Consider the following 16,699-nt stretch of genomic DNA (forward strand, 5'->3'; position numbering starts at 1 on the left):
GACAGAATCACAAGCGATAGCTTCCGAACCTTTCGCCGAGAGCGGGTTCGTATAGCACCGCCACAGCCGCATTCACCTTGAATCGCAAGTTCACCTGTGGCCGTAAAAGAATGCAGTCATCGCGCAACGCCCCGATCTTCAATTGTTGCCTCTTTGCTGGCTTGGTCGCGCATCGAGCTCTTTCAGAATAGAGTGCTGGATTTTGCCCAACGCCGTTCGCGGCAATTCTTTGGTGAAAATAAACTCGCGCGGGACTTTGAAACGGGCGACCTGGGACTGCACATGGGCAGCCAGTGCTTCTGCTTCGATCCGAGCCCCCGCCCGCCTGATCACGTAGGCGACCGGCACTTCGTCCCAGCGCGGATCCGGCCGGCCGACGACAGCGCATTCTGCGACATCGGGGTGCTCGTTAAGCACACGCTCGACTTCCGCCGGATAGATGTTTTCTCCGCCGGAAATGATCAGGTTCTTTTTGCGATCACGGACCCAAAAATAACCGTCGGCATCGCGGTGACCGAGGTCGCCACTGCGATACCAGCCGTCACGCAGCGCCTTTCGGGTCGCTTGTTGATCGCGCCAATATTCATAGAAGACGTTGGGGCCCCGCACCGCGATTTCACCTGGTACGCCTGGCTGCAACTCCTTGCCAGCGTCGTCGATAATCATGGCTTCGCAACATAGTCCCGGTAGGCCAGTCGACCCCTCGCGCGAAAGATCACCGCCGAGCCTCGTATAGATGGCGAGGGGACAAGTTTCCGTGGAGCCGTAGACCTGCAGTACCGGTACCCCTCGCGCGGTAACGCGCTCGATCAAATGTTGAGCTACAATTGTCGAGCCGGTCGAAACAGCCTTTAAGGACGATAGATCGGTTGTCGACCATTCGGCGTGGTCTGCCAACGCTTGAATGGTCGTCGGTACCAATGCCGTAAGCGTTGGCCGATCGCGCTCGAAGGCAGCAAGTGTCGCGTTTGGCGCAAACCGAGAATGGATCGTGACCGTCGCACCATGATGCAATGCCGGAGTGGTCTGAATGTTGAGCCCGCCCACGTGAAAGAACGGCAATACCGAGAGCACATGATCCTCCGAAGTCAGGGCATGCATGTGCTGACTCATCACCCCATTCCAGAGCAATGCTTCTTGGCGGAGGACCGCGCCTTTCGGCCGTCCGGTAGTGCCAGAAGTGTAGATTATCATAAGCGGACAGCTCAAGTCGGCATGTGGGTTGCGGCCATCGCCAATGCCTTGGTCCAACAGGTTGCCCCATGTACTCCCGCGAGGGGGAGCGAAGTCGAAACCGACGACGAAGATGTCGGGCAGCCTGTGTGCCAGAGGCGGCAGAAGTGCCGCAAAGGCCTGCTCAACCACTACTACCTTTGCATCGGCGTTGGACAAGATGAAGAGCTGCTCAGCCACGGAGAGCCGCCAGTTCAAAGGCACCAAAATCGCGCCAATACGCGCACAGGCATAGAGGAGAACCAGGTAATCAGGTCGGTTTAGGCTGAGGATAGCCACGCGGTCGCCTTTATTGACTCCGAGCCCGGTGTTCAGGGCGCGAGCGGTTTGCTCAATGCGTTGGCCTAAGGCGGCGTAGCTCAAGGTCTCGCCCTCGAACCGGATTGCGAGCTTGTCGGGAGCAAACGCCGCATTGCGGTCTATCAGCGTGCAGAGATCCATCGTCAGCCATCCTTCTGTCCGGGCCCTTACAGAGCCTCTCCCGACGCGGACGATGCCACTCCGGGTCTTGATTACCTTGTGCTACCTCTAACACGCGATCCCGTTGCGATTTCTATTGCGCATGGTGGCAAGGTTGAGGCATCGCGAGGAATACCATCGCCCTATCCAGCCAAGACTGATCAGCGGTTACGTGCCATCACATATCGCCCTCCCGCAAAGGACCCCTGCTCGACCAGCGAGCGGGCGATTCGCCTGGTCGAGACCCGCCAGTGCGGTGTCCGCGACCGGCCGCGATAGGCCAAATGTGCATTTTTGACAGATCGGAAACACTACATTCTAAAGACGCCGTAACGCGGCGTTTCGATGGGAGCATTGAGCGAAGCACTCACGGCCATTGCGAGCGCGTTTCTGGTATCGGCGGGATCAAGAATCCCGTCGTCCCAGATCTCAGAGGTTGCGTAGTATGCGCTCGAGCGCTCCCAGTATTCTTCCGAAATCGACTCTCGAATAGCCTCCAACTCCTCCTCGGACAGGTGCCTACCGTCGACGGCCAGTTGCTTTGCCTTGATATCCGTCAGGACTCGCGTCGCTTGATCGGTACCTATGGCTGAAATCTGAGCCTGCGGCCAGGTGAACAGAAAACGCGGGTCGAAGGCTCGCCCGGCCATGGCGAATGCTCCTGCTCCGTGAGAATGGTTACAAACGACCGTGAATTTAGGCACCGACGCCCCCGACACGGCCATGATGAGCTTTGCGCCATTCTTCGTGATGCCACCCTGCTCATAGTCGCGGCCGACCATGAAGCCGGTGATATTTTGCAGGAATAACAGAGGCGTCCGATTCATGTCGCACAATTGGATGAAGTGAGCGCCCTTCAGCGCACTGTCGCCGAACAGCACGCCATTGTTCGCAAGAACACCGATTTGATATCCATGAAGGCGCGCGAAGCCGCACACCAGAGATCGGCCGTAGCGTGGCTGGTATTCGTGGAACCGGCTGCCATCGACCAAGCGGGCAATAATCTCCCGCATTTCAAAGTGCGCTCGAGGATCCTTTGGAATTATGCCGTACAATTCAGACGCATGATATGCAGGCGGTTCCGGAGTGACTCGATCGATCGGGGCTTTCTCGGTACGGTTGAAACGGGCGACGATGTCGCGGGCGATGGCGATCGCGTGCATCTCTGAGTTCGCGAGATAGTCAGCCGTTCCCGATACGCTGGTATGCATGTCAGCGCCGCCGAGCTCTTCGACAGATACGTGCTGGCCGGTCGCAACTTTCACGACCGATGGGCCCCCGAGAAATATCGCTCCGCTTCCCTGCACGATAATGTTGTATTCGCTTAGCGCAGGGACGTAGGCCCCTCCCGCAATGCAATGGCCCATCACGACGGCGACCTGCGGCACGCCCATCTTCGAGAGAATGGATTGGTTGTGGAAGATTCTGCCCGCGTGGTGGCGATCGGCGAAAAACTCCGCCTGCAAAGGCAGGAATCCTCCACCACAGTCGCACAGATGAACAACGGGCAGACGATTTTCGATTGCTATTTCCAAAGACCGTACGATCTTCTTGACTGACAGCGGATACCATGCTCCACCCTTCACGCTCGCGTCATCCGCGTGAACAATCACCTCGCGACCCGCTACGATACCGATGCCGACGACCTGCGCTGCGCTAGGCACCTCGCCGTCATAAGCCCTGTTCGCAGCCAGTGTCGAAAGTTCGAGGAATGGAGTTTCTGGATCGAGCAATGCCTCGACCCGTTCACGAACAAAAAGCTTGTTCTGTCGCCGTAGGCGCTCATGGTCCCGCTCTGGACGGTTGAAGCGCACGGCACGCTGGCGCTCCTTTAATTCAGCTGCAAGCCGTCTGTTGTGGAGCTCATTGAGACGAAATTCTTGCGATTTGACATCGACCAGAGAAGTGATCCGCTGCATCTCAATGCCCTTCCGCTGAGAGCGTAACCAGCACAGCATCTTGCTCGAAGCTCTCGCCTTCTTTGAAGTGCACTCGCTCGACCACGCCGTTCTGTGAGGAGCGTATGACGGTTTCCAGCTTCATGCTCTCGACCACCATCAGCGCCGTGCCTGCGGCAATCACTTCACCAGGCAAAACACTTGTTGCAACGACGACGCCCGGCATCGGCGCGCGTGCGACCAGATGACCTGCATGCTTTTCCGCCAGAGCAAGCGTTGACAATGGGTCGCGGTAGCGCAAAACGCTCGTCCTGCCCCGAATATGCAGGTGAATGGTGTCACCATCGATGGCGAACCTGACCGGCTCTTTTGCGCCGGCAACGGTAAGGATGCCGCATCCATCGCCTTGATGGCAGAAATCGATCGGGGCGGTCACCTCGTCGCCCAAGTGAAGACGATAGCCCTGCTTACAGCGTGAAAGCCATAACTGATAATCTACGCCTTCCAGCTCCAAGAAGTGGTTCACGTCAGTTTCTCCAACTGCCCAGGGACGCGTGAAGCTCAGGCACGGCATCTGCCGAATCGCGGACTGGTCGCGTTAGGAGGGCGGCGGCTGCCAGGAACGCCGTCAAGTCGGACGCAAATTCGCCAGCGGCAAGGTGCGGATTTTCGTCGAGATATCCAGTATGGACTTGCCCGCTTAGAAACTGCTCGTCCGCGAGGACGCGCGCGAGGAAACTCGTGTTTGTTTCGCAGCCGAGGAGCACCAGCTCCTGCATCGCGCGTTCGGCTTTGAGCGCAGCTTCAGTGCGCGTGGGCGAATGCACGATGACCTTTGCCAACATGGAATCGAAGGCTGTCGTAATCTGCTGACCTTGCAAGATGCCACTGTCGATCCGTACGCCTGGACTGCCCGGATAGTCGAGCACCAATACCTTGCCGGTCGTAGGAGCAAAGCCGCGTGCGGGAGCTTCAGCATATACCCGGGCCTCGATTGCGTGTCCTGCCAAGACGATATCGGATTGTGAAAGTCTAAGTTCGTGGCTCCCCGTGACATAGACCTGTTCGGCAACAAGATCGATGCCAGTGATCATTTCGGTGACGGGGTGCTCCACTTGCAGGCGCGTATTCATCTCGAGGAAATAAAACCCGCTCCCGTCGAAGATGAATTCCACAGTCCCGGCATTTCGATAGTTGGCGGCTCGAGCGATGTCGACGGCAGTTTCACAGATTTTCTTGCGCAACTGCGGGGAGAGCGCTGGCGAGGGCGCCTCCTCGATGACCTTCTGGAACCTGCGCTGCACCGAGCATTCCCGCTCGAACAGATGAATGACATTTCCGAAGGAGTCGCCAAGCACCTGCACTTCGATATGCCTCGGCTTTTCGACGTATCGTTCGACATAAAGCCGAGCATCTCCGAAGTACCGCTGCGCCTCACTGCGTGCTTGCACAATGGCGTGTTCCAATGCATCGAGGTCGCGCACGATCCGCATGCCCTTGCCGCCGCCGCCGGCGGATGGTTTCACCAGCAAAGGCGCGCCAATGGACCGTGCGCGGGAAATGAACGTTGCTGGATCATCCTCTTCGATCGCCGAAGGCGCGACGGGAAATCCATTCCGCTGAACGAACTTGCGGGCCCGGATCTTGTCGCCCATCAATTCGATATTCTCAGGAGTAGGCCCAATGAACACGATGCCGGCCTCCAACACCTTGCGAGCAAACTCCGCATTCTCCGACAGAAATCCATAGCCCGGGTGAATCGCCCCGGCGTTCACCTCGTGGGCGGCAGCGATGATTTGAGCGCTATCGAGATAGGCCGCGACCGGTGTGCGACCGCTTATGGGAATCGCCACGTCGGCCATTGAGACGGCTGGCGTCCCCGCATCGAGATCGTGGTAGACAATTGCAGAGCGCAGCTCCAGCTCGCGCAGCGTCTTGATGATTCGTATGGCGATCTCGCCTCTATTGGCGATCAGAACTGTATCAAAGGGTAATTTTCGCATTATCCTATTTTTCCAGGAACAGAGCTAGGGTAGTATTGTCATTATTTGCAGTTTAGGTGGCTGCCTACCTCAAGCTGTTGGGCCAATCATCCAAGATAGATACTGCCATTCGAGAGCCGAAATCGCACGTTGGTTGCATAGCCATTTTCGGCAACGGAAATGGACTTCGTTCATTCTAGCCTGGCGCAGCTAGGATCCGGCGCAACCCCGATTGAAGGCAGAACATCTAACTGCTTCGCCATCTGCGAAAGTGCCAAAAGCACGCTTTGCAGTTTGGGCAGTTTGGATCAGAAATTTTTCTTCTCCGTTCAGTCGTCGGGACAGGCAGAAACCGTAACAATTTCCGCCGATCGGGTTCTTCGGTGCTAGGTGGTTAAGTGGGCGACAAAGAGGGCCTTTTGCGTAGGCGCCACGCCGAGTGCGCTATTTGAACGTTTCCTTTTCCGATCGGGGTGGCAATGCTGGAAAGGTGAGGAGCTGCAGCCGCCGCTGGCTGAGGAGGCGACGGAATTTTGCACGCGCATGCAGGCAGTTTTTGCGCGCTGGTTAGCCGACGAACAGATCGATGCTAACCGGGACCGGCTCTGAGCTCAAGGCTATGATGCCAACAACAGCCTGACCCTGGTCAATTTCATGTGTGCCAACCGCCGCGCCGGATTGTGGAACATCTCTTGGGTGCTTTCAATAACAAACACCAGGGTCATCAAATCAAGCAGGAAGTCGTCGATCGCTTGGACGATTGTTTGTGACTTGTCGTCGAACTGATCCAGCAAAACGCGCGCCCTATCGATCGCATCCGCGCTGGCCGCATCGATTAACGCCTCGATCCTTTCGAAACAATCCAATTCCGAACTCCTTCAAGCCCTCGCCAGGGTTATGCACTAAGGTGGCGACGTGAACCACCCGGCCGTTGACTCAGTGGCGCGAGCCACCATCAGCAGATCGAGCCGGGCCCTGCAGTTTTTCGTTGTTGCTTTGCCTAAAGTCTCGGCTATGAATCGGACTGGCCTAATGGCCTGCCCCACGTTGCAATTGTTACAAAGGAATACGCAAATGGCGACCGGAACAGTGAAGTGGTTTAACAGCAGCAAGGGATTTGGATTTATCCAGCCCGACAATGGCGGTCAGGATGTTTTCGTCCACATTTCCGCTGTCGAACGCGCGGGCCTTTCGACCCTCAATGAAGGCCAGAAGATCAACTATGAAATCGAACAGGACCGCCGCACTGGCAAGTCATCCGCCGGCAGCCTCAGCAAAGCTGGCTGATTTTTCGGCTGCGTCACGCAAGAGCCGGAAGCACGCGCCGCGTCCCGGATTGGCTGACCCGCTCATAAAAGTGGACGAGAACATGGCTTGACCGGAGAATCGGGGCAGCAGATTGCGGCAAGCCGTCGCGAATTCCTGAAACCAGGCTGTCTGTAAAGACAAGGCGGGATTGCTCGCCCGCCCTTTCATATTCCGCGCAGATCATGCCAATGGCAGCAGCGCACTCTAAAACGAATCTCGGTTGCCGAAATTAAGCCGCTACCTTCTTGCGGGTCCGCTTCGCCGGCGCCGGCGTTTCCGGCTCCTTCGGTTTGCGGCCGAGCCCCATCGTCTTGGCCAATGCCGAGCGCGCTGCGGCGTAGTTCGGCGCGACCATGGGATAATCCGCCGGCAGGCCCCATTTGGCGCGATATTTGTCCGGCGTCAGCCCATAGTGAGTCGACAGATGGCGCTTTAGCGATTTGAATTTCTTCCCGTCCTCAAGGGAGATGATGTAGTCCGGTGTCACCGACTTCTTGATCGGGACTGCAGGCTTAAGGACCACCGGGTCTTCTGCGGAGACGCTTCCGGCCGTGCCTTTCAGAGCCGCATGCACTTGGCCAATCAGAGCAGGGAGATCCCCTACCGGAATCGGATTGTTCGAGACATAGGCTGAGACAACATCGGCGGTGAGCTCGATGAGTGTGTCGATGTTTTTGTCGGCTTCTTCTGTCATGAAACTCTCCGGGCAGCTTGAAACATAGTCGGCGAAGGGTCGCTTCATAGTGGCGGTTGTCGCTGAAAGCAACAAGTGTCTCGCGGTGCTCGTCCACCATCGAGGTCTATAGCGCAGCATCCCGCTGTCGTGCACATTTGATCCGCTCGGTGTTGGCTGTCCCGTAACTGGGTCGGAGTTTGCTTTGATTCTCGATCCCCTACGTTTGAATTTTGCAAAATGAAAAAGCTGAAGGTGTTTCGCGCCGCTGAAGGCTTCGTATGTCATCGGATACACGGCTTAGACATTCATGGTCTCCATGATGCTTTCCGCCTTGGCATTGTCGTGGGGAGTCGCCACGCCCCAGAGAACCAACCGTCAGCGCGAGCAAATTGCGATGGCGCCCGGCCACGTGGGATCCACGGTCGGAGCGATGGACACAGCCTGGTGGCGGCTTCCGCCACTCGATCGCAGCCCGATCGAAGTCTGGCCGTCAGGCCCGGTCCTCTCCCACCGTTGATCTAGCGCAGGGCGTTCACGAACCGCATATCCCACAATGACGTCCGTGCACAACGCTCGGAGATCATTTATGAAAATGCTGTTCACTACGATGGCCGTCGCCTTGCCGGTAGCCACCGCTTTTGCTGCGGAACCGATTCCCGCAGACCTCAGAGAAACGGCACTGGCCACTTTCAAGGCTTTGCCCTCCACCACGCCGGCAGTCGCCAACAACCCGATCACACCGGAGAAGATCACCCTCGGCAAGGCACTTTTCTTCGATCCGCGCATCTCTGCGTCAGGCGTCATCTCGTGCAACTCGTGCCACAACTTGGCCACCGGGGGCGACGACAATCTTGAAACCTCGATCGGCCATGGTTGGCAGAAGGGACCCCGCAACGCGCCGACGGTACTGAACGCTGTCTTCAACATCGCGCAGTTCTGGGATGGTCGCGCCGAAGACCTGAAGGCTCAGGCCAAGGGACCGGTCCAAGCCGGTGTCGAAATGGCCAACACACCGGGTCAAGTCATCGCCATGCTCAAGTCGATGCCGCAATATGTCGATTGGTTCAATGCAGCTTTCACGGGTGAGGCCGATCGCGTCACCTTCGACAACTTGGCCAAGGCAGTTGAAGCCTTTGAGGCGACATTGGTCACGCCCGCCCCCTTCGATGCCTTCCTCAATGGCGATGACGCCGCCATGACTTCCGAACAGAAACAGGGCCTGGCGCTTTTCATGAACAAAGGCTGCTCGTCCTGCCATGCCGGTATCAACGTTGGTGGGCAGGACTTTTACCAATTCGGCCTTATGGAAAAGCCCAGCGCCGACGTCCTACCGGAAAAAGATAAGGGCCGCTTTGCCGTCACCAATGCAGCTGACGATTCCTATGTTTTCCGCGCGGCGCCGCTGCGCAACGTAGCACTCACCGCGCCATACTTTCATTCGGGCAAGGTTTGGGATCTGAAACAGGCCGTCGCCATCATGGGAACCACCCAGCTCGGCGAAGAATTGACGAGAGAAGAAGTCGACCTGCTCATTGCCTTCCTAAACTCACTGACCGGAAAGGTACCGGAGGTCGTCTTGCCCATCTTACCCGCCGAAAAGGCGACAACGCCTCGACCTGAATCGCAGATCTTAGGGAAATAAATGGCCGGCTGGCTTCGGAAAGTCGCAATCAACAATGATTGCGACCATCACTGGGACGAGACGATCGCGACCTCCGTGAGAAGGCAATGCCTTCATGATCCCAAAGTGCAGACAATGCTTTCGCCGCCGGCTCGTTGCGATGGCATCATGCTAGATATTTAGCGCGAGTCAGGCCAAAGAGGTTCGAAAAGTTGGAGGATTGGCGAAGTTACTACGATTAGGAGCTCCCCTATGGGGCGATAGGGCACAAGGCCCCGACCGCCGGTCTCAATCTGGGCCAGAGTCAACGGCGTTTGATCGCCCAGTTCCGCTAATTCCCTGTGCAGCCACCGGTTCGCTTTGCCAGAATCTCCGAAGGTCTCTTGACTAATTCGCGGCGATGCTCAGGGATTTCCAGAGAGCTTAGTCTCGACCGTGCAAAGGCCTACGGCTGAGGGAGGGGAGGGGACGCTTGGACGAGCACGATCCGAAGGAAGAGCTGATCGAGACGATTTTCCGCAACGGCACGATCACCGTCGTGGGGATCTTGCTAGCCTTTTCGCTCGGCTTCGTCACGCATTGGGCGGCGAACCCCATGCCATGGCGGTTCTACGATCTGTTCGCCGTCGCGCCAATCCTGGTCGGCATCGCGTTGCAGATGCGGGCGCTGTCCATATTGCTCGATATTAGTTCGCTGCGCCGACCCATCTACGAACACGCCAACCGCATCTTCATGGCCGGCCTCATCCTGACCGCGTGCGGCGTCGGGCTGGCCATCCTGCTCGATGTCTTCGAGATGTCGGCGAATGGCACGCTGCCCGGCACTTAACGGCCTGTCACTGCGCTTTGGCGCTGCCGCTCATCGCGGTCAGTCGATTTTTGCATCCGCCGCAGCTCCGGCATCTTGGCAGTGTCGCACCATTCGACCCCGATGCTTACCGCTGCATTGGTTCGGCCGGCCGCCGGCACCACTTGATCGTAGGCGCGCAGCGACACATCGCAATAGACCGGCGAGGCGAGGCCGAAGGGGCAAACGCCGCCAACCGGGTGACCGGTGATTTCCACCACCTGCTCGGCGTTCAGCATGCGTGGCTTGGCGCCGAACGCCTCACGCGATTTGCGGTTGTCGATGCGCGCGTCAAGCCGCCAACGCCGACGCGATGCCGATGCGACTAGACTTAGATTAGCGGATGTTAAATTTAGAGCGTTTCGGCTTGCCGGAAATTAGGGTCTCGCTGGCATAGCCCTACATGGCTTTTGGGGTGTTGGCAGGAAGACCGATGCGCGGGCGTGGATGGATCAAAGCGTTGCTTCAGGACGAGGCTCGGCAGGTGCGTGCGCGCATAGCCGAACTGGAGCGCGACCTCATGGTGAGCACACCCATGGGGCGCCATCGACGTTTCGAAGCCGGACATGAACTTCGCAATGCGAAGTCCCGCCTGAAGTGTCTCGAGGAATGCATCGCCGAAATACCGGAGAAATGTAGGCGTTAACTGAAGCTTCACCGCTCTCAATCCTTGCCGCGCGGTCAGCTGGTCGGCGGGGGAACATATGACGCGGGTTACCCACGGGAAGAGCCGGTTGCAGGAAATCCGCCCGCGCGGATCTATGAGGGCGAAAACCGAATGGCTGAGCTACTCGACCACGATCCGACGAAATGTCGCGCTCTACAACACGCCTGGATATCTCGGCGACGATGCCGGGTCAAAGAGCGGGAACTAAGCCACTCGGAACGGCCGGACTGTCACCTCTCTAACTAAGTCCAAGCGGCGTGAAGACCAAGAGCTGTCGTTTCTTTTTTTCGGGGTTTGCCCGAAAAATCTTTAGCCCAGACCTGATTATTATGGTCGACCTGTCGTATTTTCGGTGGGTGTTGCACGGTAGAATAACAGCGCTTCGCCGTGTGCGCGGCAGGAAGCGCAGGAGCCACGGCAAAGGCTGAAACACTGTAAGACGGCGCAGACCGTCACACTTTTCAAAAAAGACTATTCTCCAAAAGGGGATCGTCATCATCGATCCGGCGGTCGGGAGGCTCGGCCGGGCTAAGGAGGACGATGGCAACGATGCGGTCAGGAGATGGATGGCGTGATCCACGCCAGGTACCTGCACGGATCACCTCCCCAAAATGGCGGTCCGGTCCCGGAATCGAGCCGCCGTCGCGAGATTTTCGCGGCCGTGGAGGCTTCGCTGTCTGCTGTCCGCAGGGCGAAGCGCGCAGCAGATGAGAGGCGGCGGCGGATGCATCATGTGGCAATGATCACCTGGCGATCGTTCAGATAACTGATGTTTTGTCCTTTTATTTGAATGTATGGCCTGATATATGATGGTGAAGTTTCTTATCTACGGTGATCTCCAATGGCGCGTCCGAGCCCAGATAGTTCGATCCGACACCCGCTGAACTCGGCCTTGGGGGCGGAGTCGAATATACGTCTCCTGAGGGAGCTCTGCCTGCATGGAGGATATATTTCAGCCACGCATCTTACCGAGAGAACCGGACTGGTCAGGAACAGCACCTGGAATGCGCTGAAAAGCTTGCGGCAGTATGGTCTGGTAGTCGAGGAAGGCACGGACAGGTCGCGCTTGTTCCGAATCAACTGGGAGCATCCCTTGGCCGATCCGATCGGCCAGCTCTTCAGGGCGGAAAGCGAAAGGCTTCATAACATCTTCGAAGAGATAAAGGCCGGTGGCAAAAAGCTGAACGATCGTATTGCCGGCATGTGGCTGTACGGAAGCGTCGCCCGTCGAGAAGATCACGCCGGCAGCGACGTCGACATCGGTCTGATCGCAAGACCGGACGATCTGGCGGAGATCGTCGAGGCGGTTCGCGAACATCTCCGGGAGGCGGGCGAGCGTCTTTTCTTCCTGCCGAATGTTGTCGGACTAGATTTCGACGATGTCGAGAGAATGGCTCGTGATGACGATCCATGGTGGAAAAGTTGCGTCGCAGATGCGGTTGTTCTTTTAGGGAAGCATCCGGAAGACGTGGCACAAGAACTGTTGAGAGGGAACGGGGATGGTCAGAAAAGGGCCGAGTAAAAAACGCGACGAAACGTTCGTCAGGGGAAGGCTCGTCATCGCCAGAGGCTTCTTGAAGGATGCGAGAAACAGCAACGCCGTGGCGGATCCTGGCGACATAGGCAATCCGTCCAGGTCGACGATCATCAATTGCGCCATCGCATTCACCGACGTCATCACCGCCAAGTACATCGGCGAGACCAACAAGGACGATCACCAGGCGGTGGTGAAGCTGCTTCGGGCGACTTTAGGAAACCGACTGCCCGAAGCCCAGGCAAGAAACCTTGCATCGCTTCTCGAACTGAAGGACGAAGTTCAATACGGGTCTCGAGCCAAGACCAGACGAGATGCCGATAGAGCATTAGAACGGCTGGAAGAATATGCGGACTGGGCCGAACGAACAATCGCCGAGTGATCCTGAGCATCGGAAGCCAGCGCCTCGCGGAACGTGCGCAGCACTAAGTTTCGAAAGTCGAAGTCCTTGAAGAGCCCCGAGATGGTCAGGCGCGCGTAGTCCTGGTGGTAGTTGCTACCTAATTGCGGAAAAACTCAATGACGACCAACGCCGCGATCTCCTGGAGATCATTGAGGACCGCTACGAACGACGCTCAACCATCGTCACAAGTCGGTGCCCGTGGATCGCTGATGGGAGATGGACGAGCTGCACGCGCTCCGTTGCCAATTTGTTCCCGTTTACGTTTGGTGATTGTATATTTGACAGACCCATTGGCGAATCCGGGGTGCGCTGATATGAAAAGCGCATGGATTTTATCAAGCCAATTCAGGACAATTGGGCGGTGGTAACCGCTGCGCCTTGGGCGTTTGTCGCCTTCACCTTGATTGGTATCTTGGCCGGTCGGTTTTGGCAGAATGGTGTGGTTTCCACCCTGACAAGCCGCCTCGCCCTCAGGGATGACCGCATTGCCGAATATGAGCGCAAGCTCGACGGAGCATCACCAGACGAAGCTCACCATAAGATTGCGGAGCTTGAACGGCGGCTGGACACAATGTCCGACCCTCGCCTTTTCTCCGAAGAACAGCTTGGGCGGATGGCCGCTTCGATTGATGGCTACAAAGGCAAGATACTGATCACGAGGGACGGCGGCAGCGTCGAAAGCGCGAAAGTCCACGTCCAACTGAGACGGTTCTTTAAGCGTATGGGGTGGGACGTGGACTCGTGGGAAACAATGGGGTCAGATAACCCGCCTGCTTGTGGCCTCGTCGTCTTCTCCGGCAAAGACCCGCCTAAAGACGAGATAGTTGTCCTAGCGGCCTTTGACGCAGCGGGAATCGGCTATGAGAAACTTTCAAGAACGCGTTCCCCCGCATCTCTACCAATTAGTTTTTACGGATATGGCCGATTAATTTCACCGGCCCTGTCCCGCTCCACTGTGAAAACCGGGTGTAGCGGCTTGTAGGAGTCGCCGCGCCGAAACGAATCACTATAATTTGCACTTGGCCTAACTCCTGACCGGCCACGGAACGCGCCCTTTGAGCGCGGGCGCAATCCCGCGTTTCCGGTCAACCGGGGATGATCCCGGCGGAGAACACGAACATGCAAGCATGTTCATGGCCCAAGTCCGTGCACGTCACCTGGTACGTGCGTGTACGGTTTGGACGAATTGAGTTCGTCCGAGAACACTGTCGCGGACTTCCAATCCGCTAAGCAGTGCAGCCTTTTCAGACCTTGGCCCCGCTATATGCGGGGTCATTTTTTTACAAGCGAATCTTGACTGAATTCGCTGCTATTTGCAAACCGTTTCGTCCCCGTTCCGGTCTGATTTGTGAGGACTTCCCACAGCCTAAGCGCCGCTGCTTTCCTTTTTGGCCTTGTCATCCTTCGGCGGCGATGACTTCGCCACCTTCTTTAACACTTGGTCAAAATTCTCTTCGGAGTCGTCCGCTTCGAGTTCACGGGCAGCCTGCTTGAACTTGTCGAGTTGTTCGTTAGGTTGTTTGTTCATTTCAACACCACCTCGGGTCGAACATGCCTAAAAGGCACTACACCATATACTGCGATGAATCCTCAAAGAAAGGCCCGCACTTTTCCAATTTTTATGGAAGCGCTCTAATCCAATCCGCTGATCGTCAGGCGATCGAAAAGGTTCTTCGGGAGAAAAAGGAAGAGCTCAATATATTTGGTGAAATGAAATGGACGAAGGTTACCAAGGCGTATCAAGAGAAATACATAGAATTTATTCGACAGTTTTTCGATTTCGTGGCGAGTGGACGTGTCAAAATTCGCATTATGTTCACTCAGAACTATCACAAGCCCAAGAATCTGACCGATGAGCACCGCGAAAACGAATACTATCTTCTCTACTATCAGATGCTAAAGCACGCATTTGGATTGCGTCACTGCAATCCTAATGGAATTGATAGAGTTTTTATCACAACTCTTTTAGACGATATGCCAGACAACAAAGATAAGATAGAGAGATTTCGTAATTACATATGCAGCATATCACAGACCAACGCTTTCTCTGGCTGCGGCGTATTTTTCCCGAAGGATCAGATAGCGCACGTAAATTCCCATGAGCATGACATTTTACAGGGCTTGGACATAATCCTGGGCTCTATGTATTTTAGGTTGAACGATCTGCACTTGGCGAAGCCTGATGGCGCGAAACGACGCGGCAAGCGCACGTTGGCCAAGGAAGCCGTCTACAAAGAAATTAACCGGCTAATTCGCGGGATCTATCCGAATTTCAATATCGGAATCAACACCGGCACACCCAACGGCTACATTGACCGATGGGAGCAACCATATCGCCATTGGCGATTTGTGCCCAAGGAATACGAGATCGATGAGGAAGCGGTAAAGCCCCGCTAAGGCCTACATAAATACTCCTAGTGGAACTAGAAGCTTCGACCGAAGCAGGGCTCACGAATCAAGATATAGCGTTTTAGGACCGATTCAAGACCATTAGGCTTGACGTAGTAAAAAAAGTCCTTATATGGGCGCCCCGCCCACAGGTTTTCGTTCCGTTACCGAAACTTTCGTCGTTTGTTTCGCCAACGCGCTTCGTATTTCCATAGCGGAAACGTTAGTTGCACCGGCTTCCTATAGTGATCATGCTTGGCTGTAACGAGGCCCATGATAGGTCAGGCGCTTACCCTTGGCACCATTCAAGGCGATCAGAGCGTCTTCAACGCCCATGGCCGAACGGTTCGAATAGCGGAAGTCGAATTCGGCCAGATAGCGATGCAGATGGTGTTCGGCGCAATGCTGGTAAACGCCCTTCATGCCGCGCTTGAAGATCGAATAGTAGCCTTCGACCGTGTTGGTGTGGACGGTGCCGCGAACGTATTCGTCCTTGGAATGCGTGACGAAATCGTGAGAGGCAAATTCCTGGCCCACGCGACGGTACACGCCGGCTTCATCCGTCATCAACGCGCTTTCCTTGGCGATGTTGGCGCGCACGATAGGCATGACAGTACCGATGCGAGCGGTATCGATATGGAAGGAGCGGGCGCGGCCACCGCGCTCAACCAGCGTGACAACGGTGTTCTTGTGCGCGCCGCCGCCCGGCTTAACCGGGGTGCCAGCCAGACGGCCAATGTACGTCTCATCGACTTCGACGGTCTTGCCATTGCCGCCCATGGGTGAGAAATCGCCGGAGCGCATGGCCTCGCGAATGCGATGGCAGAGAAACCACGCAGTCTTGTAGGTCACTTCCAAGACCCGATGCATCTGGTGGGCGCTGATACCCTTCTTTGAGGAGCACATGAGGTGGATAGCCTGCAACCACTTGTGCAGCGGAAGGTGGCTTTCCTCGAAGATCGTGCCCATACGGACAGTGAACTTCTTGCGGCAATCGCTGCACTTGTAGAGGCCGTGGATTTCGACGCCGTTAGGGTTCTTCTTGGAGGCCTTCGTGCGACCGCCCTTCAAGGCGTAATGCTTTTCCATCGAGCCGCAATGACGGCACACCGGACCCTGCGGCCAAAGCATGCCTTCGACATGCTCAAATGCGGCGGCTTCGTCGTGGAAGTAGGGGCGGGACAGGACGGACATAGCGATAACTCCTTGGAATCGTTATCGCATAATCGTTTGGGTCTGTCAAATATATAATCGCCTTACGTTTGTATTCCCGGGCGCCGAGGCGCCCGGAATCTTGTCGTTTCCGACGACCCGTCAGAGCGAGCCGACTTCGAATGTCAGACACGACATCTATTATGGCGCTGAGCCAGAGTGGCTGACGCGTCAGGCTCGCCTTTGGAGCGCCGGAAAACGTGTTGCGGCGCACCGTTGTGTCTTTCGAGGCGGCTTAGCTGGAAATGTTACCGGACTATGCGCGCACCGATAGCCTTCAGAAGATTGCAGCTCTCGCCATCGACGTCGAGCCTAGAACCTCTGCCTGAGAACTTGATCGAATTGATTGCTACCCCTGACCAGCAACGCGATACCTGCCGAGGAAAATTGTAGATTTTCCTCGAATGACTTATTTCAATAAAGTAATCGGGTTGGCATATTCACGGCCGGCATGCGGTAGCCGGTAAATCA

The 16,699-nt window shown here is 56.4% G+C and carries 16 protein-coding genes and 2 pseudogenes; 8 read left to right on the top strand and 10 right to left on the bottom strand.

All coding sequences use genetic code 11. The features are described 5' to 3' along the window. Window positions 1–138: 138 nt before the first annotated feature. The 5 genes from CIT26_RS30375 to CIT26_RS30395 form a co-directional block, all read right to left on the bottom strand. Complete coding sequence (locus CIT26_RS30375) at window positions 139–1,674, bottom strand: class I adenylate-forming enzyme family protein (RefSeq protein WP_095495988.1); 1,536 nt, start codon at window positions 1,672–1,674, stop codon at window positions 139–141. Between the two features lie 329 nt (window positions 1,675–2,003). Continuing rightward, window positions 2,004–3,611: an acyl-CoA carboxylase subunit beta gene (locus CIT26_RS30380; RefSeq protein ID WP_095495989.1), complete on the bottom strand. Its 1,608-nt coding sequence runs from the start codon at window positions 3,609–3,611 to the stop codon at window positions 2,004–2,006. 1 nt (window position 3,612) lies between these two features. Further along, window positions 3,613–4,116: an acyl-CoA carboxylase biotin carboxyl carrier protein subunit gene (locus CIT26_RS36865; RefSeq protein WP_167391586.1), complete on the bottom strand. Its 504-nt coding sequence runs from the start codon at window positions 4,114–4,116 to the stop codon at window positions 3,613–3,615. 1 nt (window position 4,117) lies between these two features. After that, window positions 4,118–5,593, bottom strand: a complete 1,476-nt coding sequence (locus CIT26_RS30390) for an acetyl-CoA carboxylase biotin carboxylase subunit (protein WP_095495991.1) — start codon at window positions 5,591–5,593, stop codon at window positions 4,118–4,120. A gap of 596 nt (window positions 5,594–6,189) precedes the next feature. Next, the gene (locus CIT26_RS30395; protein WP_095495992.1) at window positions 6,190–6,438 is read right to left on the bottom strand and encodes a hypothetical protein; all 249 of its coding nucleotides are present in this window, start codon (window positions 6,436–6,438) and stop codon (window positions 6,190–6,192) included. A 208-nt stretch (window positions 6,439–6,646) separates the two neighbouring features. Between CIT26_RS30395 and CIT26_RS30400 the strand changes: the two genes are divergently transcribed. Further along, window positions 6,647–6,859 (top strand): cold-shock protein, encoded by a 213-nt coding sequence (locus tag CIT26_RS30400; RefSeq protein ID WP_095495993.1) that lies wholly within the window; start codon window positions 6,647–6,649, stop codon window positions 6,857–6,859. Between the two features lie 250 nt (window positions 6,860–7,109). Here the strand turns inward: CIT26_RS30400 and CIT26_RS30405 are convergent, their stop codons facing one another. Beyond that, window positions 7,110–7,574, bottom strand: a complete 465-nt coding sequence (locus CIT26_RS30405; protein ID WP_095495994.1) for a Ros/MucR family transcriptional regulator — start codon at window positions 7,572–7,574, stop codon at window positions 7,110–7,112. 568 nt (window positions 7,575–8,142) lie between these two features. On the opposite strand from CIT26_RS30405, the gene CIT26_RS30410 reads away from it, so the two are divergent. After that, a complete protein-coding gene (locus tag CIT26_RS30410; protein WP_206072833.1) occupies window positions 8,143–9,198 on the top strand; it encodes a cytochrome-c peroxidase in 1,056 nt (351 codons plus the stop codon). Window positions 9,199–9,356: 158 nt separating this feature from the next. Here the strand turns inward: CIT26_RS30410 and CIT26_RS30415 are convergent, their stop codons facing one another. Next, window positions 9,357–9,569 (bottom strand): MbcA/ParS/Xre antitoxin family protein, encoded by a 213-nt coding sequence (locus CIT26_RS30415; RefSeq protein WP_095495996.1) that lies wholly within the window; start codon window positions 9,567–9,569, stop codon window positions 9,357–9,359. Between the two features lie 80 nt (window positions 9,570–9,649). On the opposite strand from CIT26_RS30415, the gene CIT26_RS30420 reads away from it, so the two are divergent. Continuing rightward, window positions 9,650–10,006, top strand: a complete 357-nt coding sequence (locus tag CIT26_RS30420; protein ID WP_095495997.1) for a hypothetical protein — start codon at window positions 9,650–9,652, stop codon at window positions 10,004–10,006. On the opposite strand, the pseudogene CIT26_RS30425 reads toward CIT26_RS30420, so the two are convergent. After that, window positions 10,003–10,314, bottom strand: a pseudogene (locus CIT26_RS30425) (YbaK/EbsC family protein); the annotation flags it as partial. The gene CIT26_RS30420 and the pseudogene CIT26_RS30425 overlap by 4 nt on opposite strands. Before the next feature lie 1,470 nt (window positions 10,315–11,784). Here CIT26_RS30425 and CIT26_RS38040 point away from each other — a divergent pair. From CIT26_RS38040 to CIT26_RS30450, 4 genes and pseudogenes are all read left to right on the top strand, one after another. After that, complete coding sequence (locus CIT26_RS38040; protein ID WP_245319622.1) at window positions 11,785–12,213, top strand: nucleotidyltransferase domain-containing protein; 429 nt, start codon at window positions 11,785–11,787, stop codon at window positions 12,211–12,213. Further along, window positions 12,191–12,607 carry a hypothetical protein gene (locus CIT26_RS30440; RefSeq protein WP_095495998.1) on the top strand — a complete coding sequence of 139 codons (417 nt, stop codon included), beginning with the start codon at window positions 12,191–12,193 and terminating at the stop codon, window positions 12,605–12,607. The genes CIT26_RS38040 and CIT26_RS30440 overlap by 23 nt, the downstream gene beginning before the upstream one ends. Before the next feature lie 127 nt (window positions 12,608–12,734). Further along, window positions 12,735–12,827 (top strand): annotated as a pseudogene (locus tag CIT26_RS30445) (AAA family ATPase); the annotation flags it as partial. A gap of 126 nt (window positions 12,828–12,953) precedes the next feature. Beyond that, window positions 12,954–13,610 carry a hypothetical protein gene (locus CIT26_RS30450; protein ID WP_095495999.1) on the top strand — a complete coding sequence of 219 codons (657 nt, stop codon included), beginning with the start codon at window positions 12,954–12,956 and terminating at the stop codon, window positions 13,608–13,610. Between the two features lie 384 nt (window positions 13,611–13,994). Here CIT26_RS30450 and CIT26_RS36870 read toward each other — a convergent pair whose 3' ends face one another. Then, window positions 13,995–14,156: a hypothetical protein gene (locus CIT26_RS36870; protein ID WP_167391587.1), complete on the bottom strand. Its 162-nt coding sequence runs from the start codon at window positions 14,154–14,156 to the stop codon at window positions 13,995–13,997. A gap of 23 nt (window positions 14,157–14,179) precedes the next feature. Between CIT26_RS36870 and CIT26_RS30455 the strand changes: the two genes are divergently transcribed. Continuing rightward, window positions 14,180–15,025: a DUF3800 domain-containing protein gene (locus CIT26_RS30455; RefSeq protein WP_095496000.1), complete on the top strand. Its 846-nt coding sequence runs from the start codon at window positions 14,180–14,182 to the stop codon at window positions 15,023–15,025. Window positions 15,026–15,265: 240 nt separating this feature from the next. Here the strand turns inward: CIT26_RS30455 and CIT26_RS30460 are convergent, their stop codons facing one another. Next, the gene (locus CIT26_RS30460) at window positions 15,266–16,210 is read right to left on the bottom strand and encodes an IS1595 family transposase (protein WP_095496001.1); all 945 of its coding nucleotides are present in this window, start codon (window positions 16,208–16,210) and stop codon (window positions 15,266–15,268) included. Window positions 16,211–16,699: the final 489 nt, after the last annotated feature.

The organism is Mesorhizobium temperatum, assembly GCF_002284575.1.
In the GTDB taxonomy this organism is placed as follows: domain Bacteria; phylum Pseudomonadota; class Alphaproteobacteria; order Rhizobiales; family Rhizobiaceae; genus Mesorhizobium; species Mesorhizobium temperatum.

Bases quoted from the DNA above. Each gene is read 5' to 3' on its own strand.
- CIT26_RS30375 (WP_095495988.1), bottom strand. From the start codon at position 1,674: ATGGATCTCTGCACGCTGATAGACCGCAATGCGGCGTTTGCTCCCGAC.
- CIT26_RS30380 (WP_095495989.1), bottom strand. From the start codon at position 3,611: ATGCAGCGGATCACTTCTCTGGTCGATGTCAAATCGCAAGAATTTCGT.
- CIT26_RS30390 (WP_095495991.1), bottom strand. From the start codon at position 5,593: ATGCGAAAATTACCCTTTGATACAGTTCTGATCGCCAATAGAGGCGAG.
- CIT26_RS30400 (WP_095495993.1), top strand. From the start codon at position 6,647: ATGGCGACCGGAACAGTGAAGTGGTTTAACAGCAGCAAGGGATTTGGA.
- CIT26_RS30405 (WP_095495994.1), bottom strand. From the start codon at position 7,574: ATGACAGAAGAAGCCGACAAAAACATCGACACACTCATCGAGCTCACC.
- CIT26_RS30410 (WP_206072833.1), top strand. From the start codon at position 8,143: ATGAAAATGCTGTTCACTACGATGGCCGTCGCCTTGCCGGTAGCCACC.
- CIT26_RS30440 (WP_095495998.1), top strand. From the start codon at position 12,191: ATGGTCAGAAAAGGGCCGAGTAAAAAACGCGACGAAACGTTCGTCAGG.
- CIT26_RS30450 (WP_095495999.1), top strand. From the start codon at position 12,954: ATGGATTTTATCAAGCCAATTCAGGACAATTGGGCGGTGGTAACCGCT.
- CIT26_RS36870 (WP_167391587.1), bottom strand. From the start codon at position 14,156: ATGAACAAACAACCTAACGAACAACTCGACAAGTTCAAGCAGGCTGCC.
- CIT26_RS30455 (WP_095496000.1), top strand. From the start codon at position 14,180: ATGCCTAAAAGGCACTACACCATATACTGCGATGAATCCTCAAAGAAA.
- CIT26_RS30460 (WP_095496001.1), bottom strand. From the start codon at position 16,210: ATGTCCGTCCTGTCCCGCCCCTACTTCCACGACGAAGCCGCCGCATTT.